This window comes from Longimonas sp., assembly GCF_046498435.1.
Lineage (GTDB): Bacteria > Bacteroidota > Rhodothermia > Rhodothermales > Salinibacteraceae > Longimonas.
The window spans coordinates 1-4746 of sequence record NZ_JAWOAR010000326.1 but is presented as its reverse complement, the minus strand read 5'-3'; the positions used below and the strand labels follow the sequence as shown (position 1 = coordinate 4746).

5 protein-coding genes, 1 tRNA gene and 1 pseudogene are annotated in these 4746 nt (G+C 57.8%); 2 read left to right on the top strand and 5 right to left on the bottom strand.

Going from position 1 to position 4746, the window contains the following annotated elements; all coding sequences use genetic code 11:
• Positions 1 to 102 precede the first annotated feature (102 nt).
• Positions 103 to 188 (top strand) — tRNA-Leu (locus R6U20_RS12540).
• A 309-nt stretch (positions 189 to 497) separates the two neighbouring features.
• Here the strand turns inward: R6U20_RS12540 and R6U20_RS12535 are convergent.
• The 5 genes and pseudogenes from R6U20_RS12535 to R6U20_RS12515 form a co-directional block, all read right to left on the bottom strand.
• Positions 498 to 602, bottom strand: a pseudogene (locus R6U20_RS12535) (transposase); the annotation flags it as partial.
• Between the two features lie 68 nt (positions 603 to 670).
• Positions 671 to 1231, bottom strand: a complete 561-nt coding sequence (locus R6U20_RS12530; RefSeq protein WP_410338186.1) for a DUF2442 domain-containing protein — start codon at positions 1229 to 1231, stop codon at positions 671 to 673.
• Positions 1209 to 1448 carry a DUF4160 domain-containing protein gene (locus R6U20_RS12525; protein WP_410338185.1) on the bottom strand — a complete coding sequence of 80 codons (240 nt, stop codon included), beginning with the start codon at positions 1446 to 1448 and terminating at the stop codon, positions 1209 to 1211. Before R6U20_RS12525 ends, R6U20_RS12530 begins: the two co-directional genes overlap by 23 nt.
• A 165-nt stretch (positions 1449 to 1613) precedes the next feature.
• Entirely contained in the window at positions 1614 to 1934 is a 321-nt protein-coding gene (locus tag R6U20_RS12520) for a hypothetical protein (RefSeq protein WP_410338184.1), read from the bottom strand.
• A gap of 248 nt (positions 1935 to 2182) precedes the next feature.
• A complete protein-coding gene (locus tag R6U20_RS12515) occupies positions 2183 to 2398 on the bottom strand; it encodes a PQQ-binding-like beta-propeller repeat protein (protein ID WP_410338187.1) in 216 nt (71 codons plus the stop codon).
• Between the two features lie 1035 nt (positions 2399 to 3433).
• Between R6U20_RS12515 and R6U20_RS12510 the strand changes: the two genes are divergently transcribed.
• Positions 3434 to 3937: a hypothetical protein gene (locus R6U20_RS12510; protein WP_410338183.1), complete on the top strand. Its 504-nt coding sequence runs from the start codon at positions 3434 to 3436 to the stop codon at positions 3935 to 3937.
• The last annotated feature ends 809 nt before the right edge of the window (positions 3938 to 4746 follow it).

Sequence of the window (4746 nt, the reverse complement as noted above, 5' to 3'; positions counted from 1 at the left end):
GGGCCGAGTTTTCAAGAGCAAGTACTCTCCGAAACCCCATCGGAATGCATGGGTATCGGGATGCGGATTGTCTTTGGCGAGCCCTTCTGCATATCTCTCAATGCCCGAGTGGCGGAATCGGCAGACGCAACGGACTTAAAATCCGTTGGTGCTTGTGCACCGTGTGGGTTCGAGTCCCACCTCGGGTACTATCAAACATCCCTCCAACCCCCTGTTCAGCGCGTCTAAGGCGGGTTTGGGGGCGATGAACGCGGCGTTGTGGCCCAGCCCCGCATCCGCAGCAATACGCGCAGAAACGTGGGGAAAAGCAATATTGCGGGGGCTCTAAGCAAATCCCCCCCGCAGATCGTAGGCGCATCCCCCCCGCAGCGCCCTTCCCATCACGCGCCGCAGGTGTGCCGCAAGCTGTGGAAATGCAGATCGTCCCTTCCCTTGAGTTTTGCCCCGCGCACCATCCGCTTGAAGCCCCGTGTAAGGCGCTCTGCACGCAGGGCCGTGCCGTCCCGATCTCGGGGGACCTCCAGGTTAATCGTTCCGACCCGTGTGGTGAGCTGCCGCTCATACGAATCGTTGCGGTAGCCCTGCCGTGTGTCGGTCCGCTGGTCCGATTCGGCCCTGTGTCAGTCTCCGATAAAGACGCATTATCGGACAACACTTCTGCACTGTGATGCTATGCAGCAACCTGCTCATAGGCACCATCAGTAGCGCCCGCGATCCGATCCAGCAGACGACAAGCCATCCGAGACGGCTCTTGCTTCCCCGTTTCCCAATCTGAAACGGTGGCCTGACGAACGCCCATCCGCTTGCCGAATGCGGCTTGCGAGAGCCCGAGACGGTTCCGCAGTGCTTTGATACGAGGGGCCGACCAGTCGCCAGGCGTATGAGGCGAAGGAGCCGTACCCGGCCGTGGAGCCGGTGTGCCGCGTAGTGCACCACGGGCGCTTAGGTCTTCATCCACATCGGGCCAGTGCACACCGTAGCCACTGGGACTGATCTCAAAGTTCTGGCGCTCTTCAGGGGTAGCCTCTTGGAGTCGCCAACTCCACGAAAGCGGTATGCTCACCACACGGCCATCCATAAGTTCAAACGTGATGTGGCCTTCTATGTCGTCGGTCGGATTGACCACACGTACATCTCGAATTCGTTCGGAGGCATCAGGCATCGGGGCATCCATAGCATTCTTGGACGATGGATCGTTGGAGGGTCGGTCAGTGGTGTCCGCAGTGTTCATACCAAGCATCGGCAATCATCGACTTCTGAGCACGGATCATCTTCCTTATCTTGCGCAGTTCGTGTCCTGCAAACCCGTAGTTGTGGGCAATCTCTATTGGGTCTAACCAAAACTTTGCCTCGTTGCGGTCGCGCTGTACATGAACATGCATCGGTTCATTGCAATCAGAGCTGTAGAAATGAAATCGGTACGGGCCTTCGCGAAAGGCAGTGGGCATCGCAGCATGATGGAAGATAGATCTATCACCAAAAAGGATATGCTCGTATAGAAGTAGTGTTTATGCGGTTCCGTATAGACGTTGTGTGCACACATGAGAAAGCCCCCACCAGACAGTTTGCGTCCAGTGAGGGCGCGGAGGAGGGGCAGGATGGAGCGCAGCACATCACGCAGGCAACGGCCCACCGTCGGCCCCGATCACCTCTTTGTGGTGGCCCGTGGTGGCGTCGTAGACGTACGTGGCAAACTCGCCATCAGGTAGCCCATCCGACACAGGCGACGGCGTATTCAGCGGCGTGCATTCCTCTCGTATGGCCAGCACCTCGCCCATTGGGATACGGGCAATGCCCGACACGCCCATCACGAACGGACCGCCATCGGTGTGCAGGATGAACAAGGGCGATCCGTCGGGTTCAACCAGCGGCTCGACGCGGATGTGCGCATCCGAGTCCCGATCTTCTACAGCGTCTTTCCAAGCGTCAGTCATTGGCGCAAGAGGTTGTAAGTTTTGGCTAATGTGCCCCCTGCTATTTGGTGTAACCTCTTGTGATCCAGTCGTTTGTCGCTTTTGATTTGTGAGTTATGAACCACAACTCACACAAGTATTTGTTGTGCAGTGACGTGCCGGAAAGCGCCCACAATGCGGGGCAGGGAATCGTTACAATTGGCTACAGCGGCAGGTTGAGGAGGTGGAGGATCACACGTGTCCCAGGCTATGCCCCAGCGCGCACGGGATTACTCAATCGCATAGAGGTGGCCGTCAAGGCTCCCAACGTAGACGGTGCCCTCGTGTATCGCCGGAGAAGAAAATACCCGATCTTCAGTCTTGAAGCGCCATTTTTCTTCGCCTGTTTCGGGACCCGCGCCGGAGTAAGTACGCCCCTCACCGATCCCCTCGAACTCCGACCATGCTGGATCCGAAGACTCTTGCTCCGAGGCGCAGCCTGTCACAAGCAAAAGCACCGCAAGGGCGATCCAACTGGCCAGCAGCAGCAACGTGTGCAGTCACACAGCGGTCACGGCGCAGTCTGTCCGACAGCGTGCCCACCAACTCGCAAGGGCCGTGCATCCGCACCGCATCCGTCTCCGTCGCTCTTGGACGAGAGCAGGCACCGTGCATCGCACTAAGCGGCGTCAGCAGGCGGCAAGGCTCACACGTAGTCGCATGAGATGCCCCGCAGCTTCATGTTGTTTTAGACCGAAAACGCACCCCGACAGTTCCAACTCAAGCCGTGCACAACCGGGCACAGGACGGCCCCAAACGCAGCGATACGCACCGCAATGAAAACGCCCCACAACCCCCTACAAAAAGGGGGTAAATCGGGCATTGCATGAACCATTGCATGAACCGAGTTTTCGAGAATCGTCCCACAGCGCCCACAAATTTGGTGCTTGTGCACCGTGTGGGTTCGAGTCCCACCTCGGGTACTATTGCAGCGCCCTCCACATCCCCTAAACGTCTGTTCAACGGCATCTTCCAGGGCACTGGAGGCATGCCCAAGCATCTCTTGAACCATCCGAGCGCTGATGTCCTGCGAGGCACGCTCCGTGTCAGGGGCCTTGCACGGGGCGCGACAAGACAGATGCAGGAGAAAGACGAAGGGTTCAATGGGCCCCACGTTGCATACCGCGCCGCAACATATTCGGCGGCTTCCGAGGGGGAGCAGCATCGCGTAAGTTGAGGCTCTCGTCACGTATTCAGCGACCTATCGCATCATACATCTCCCAGTACACCCTTTTCCCCCAGCGGCAGAAAAAGACAGAAGAAAGGGGACACGGAATAGCATACAAACCGCGCCCGCTCGCGCCTTCAAACCAAATCCCAAACAGGCTTTGAGCCTGGTAAGGGCATCCTGTCCGGGTCGCCGAACGTGTTTCGCATGGTTAAATGCAGACCATTATTCGAATTCGACCGGCTCCACGGGGCTACTACTATTGCCTCGTGGGGCAAACTCGTTGCAATTTTGAATTGTAGTTTGCATCACCATGAACACCATTATGCAAGACAAACAGGCTTCGTGGCGTCGCGCGGTCTCTATTCTCGTCATGGCCATGGCAGTCATGATTGCAGGAAGCGGCTGCGACGACGATCCGACAAGCTCGGAGGAAGACGATGGAATAAGCGCAGCCACCAATCCCATTGTCGTTGAGCTGGAGGCCGCGGGCGAGGGTACCACGTCGCTGAATACAATGGACAATAACTACCATATCACCATCTGCTATGACGATGGCGAATGCGATCGCGAGGACAGCAGTACATCAGGTATTGGCGGAGGCAGTAGTCCCGTTGAGACTTCAGACGCAGGACGAACGGTTGTAGGCGTTGAAGTTGATGGCCGCATCGAAGATGCTCCTGCTATCATTCGGGTTGGGGAGAGTGCCACCAGCGATCCAGACGGCTTGAACCCCGAGCTCAGCACGGTTTTTCATGAGACCGAAACGATCTCGCCTGGCGATGAGGTCTCTTTCGTGGTGGGCGATGTAGAGTAGCGCCCGGCAGATCATCCCCAGTAGAGAATCCGTGACGCTCCCGGTCGGGCGAATGTGGTATACCACAGTTGTCCGATTCGGGGGCTCTGCGTTCAACGGGCCCCGCCATTTCTGAGTATGCGTTGTGCTATACATCTGATCGCTGTTGAACATACAGAAATGCTTTTTTATGCCCTCACACCGTCATCCCAGACGGAGCGGAGCGACGATCTGGGATCCATGCCCCAATGGAGGGATACGTTAGCGGAGTGAGTTCGCCCTCAAACGGCGAATGGATCCCGGATCAGCGGCGCCAGGGGCGCCTTGCCTGTCCTGAACTCGATTCAGGATCTGGATGACGGGCGTTGGGTGGGCTGTGCGACTTCTGAACCTATAGCACAACCCGTTCTCAGAGGAGGGGGGATGTGTTTAGCGACTTGTTCCAGATAGCCGGGGACGCAAGCGGTCCCGTCTGCGTTTCTGGCGTACCCCACGGTACCCCCCTTCGGTATCGCTGTCGCGTGGGAAACGCAGGAGCCTTCATTTGCTGAGCCAACGGGAGACCGTTGGCTCCAGTCTATCCCCCCCCCTCAGTCACTGGCGCTACAGTTCCCCTCTTTAGGGGAGCGGTTGAGGGCCTGCTGCTTTACCTCACACCTCAACGTCATCCTGACCCACGACGACCGTCGGGGTGGGAAGGATCTCAACGCCGCTCCTGCACGTGTGGCACGATCCTTCGGTGAAGAGCGCTGGATCCAGCCCGATTCGCAGAAGCGCGTGGACAGTTTGACACCTTGCTATTGCGCTATCGGACTGGTGAGATCAGCGCG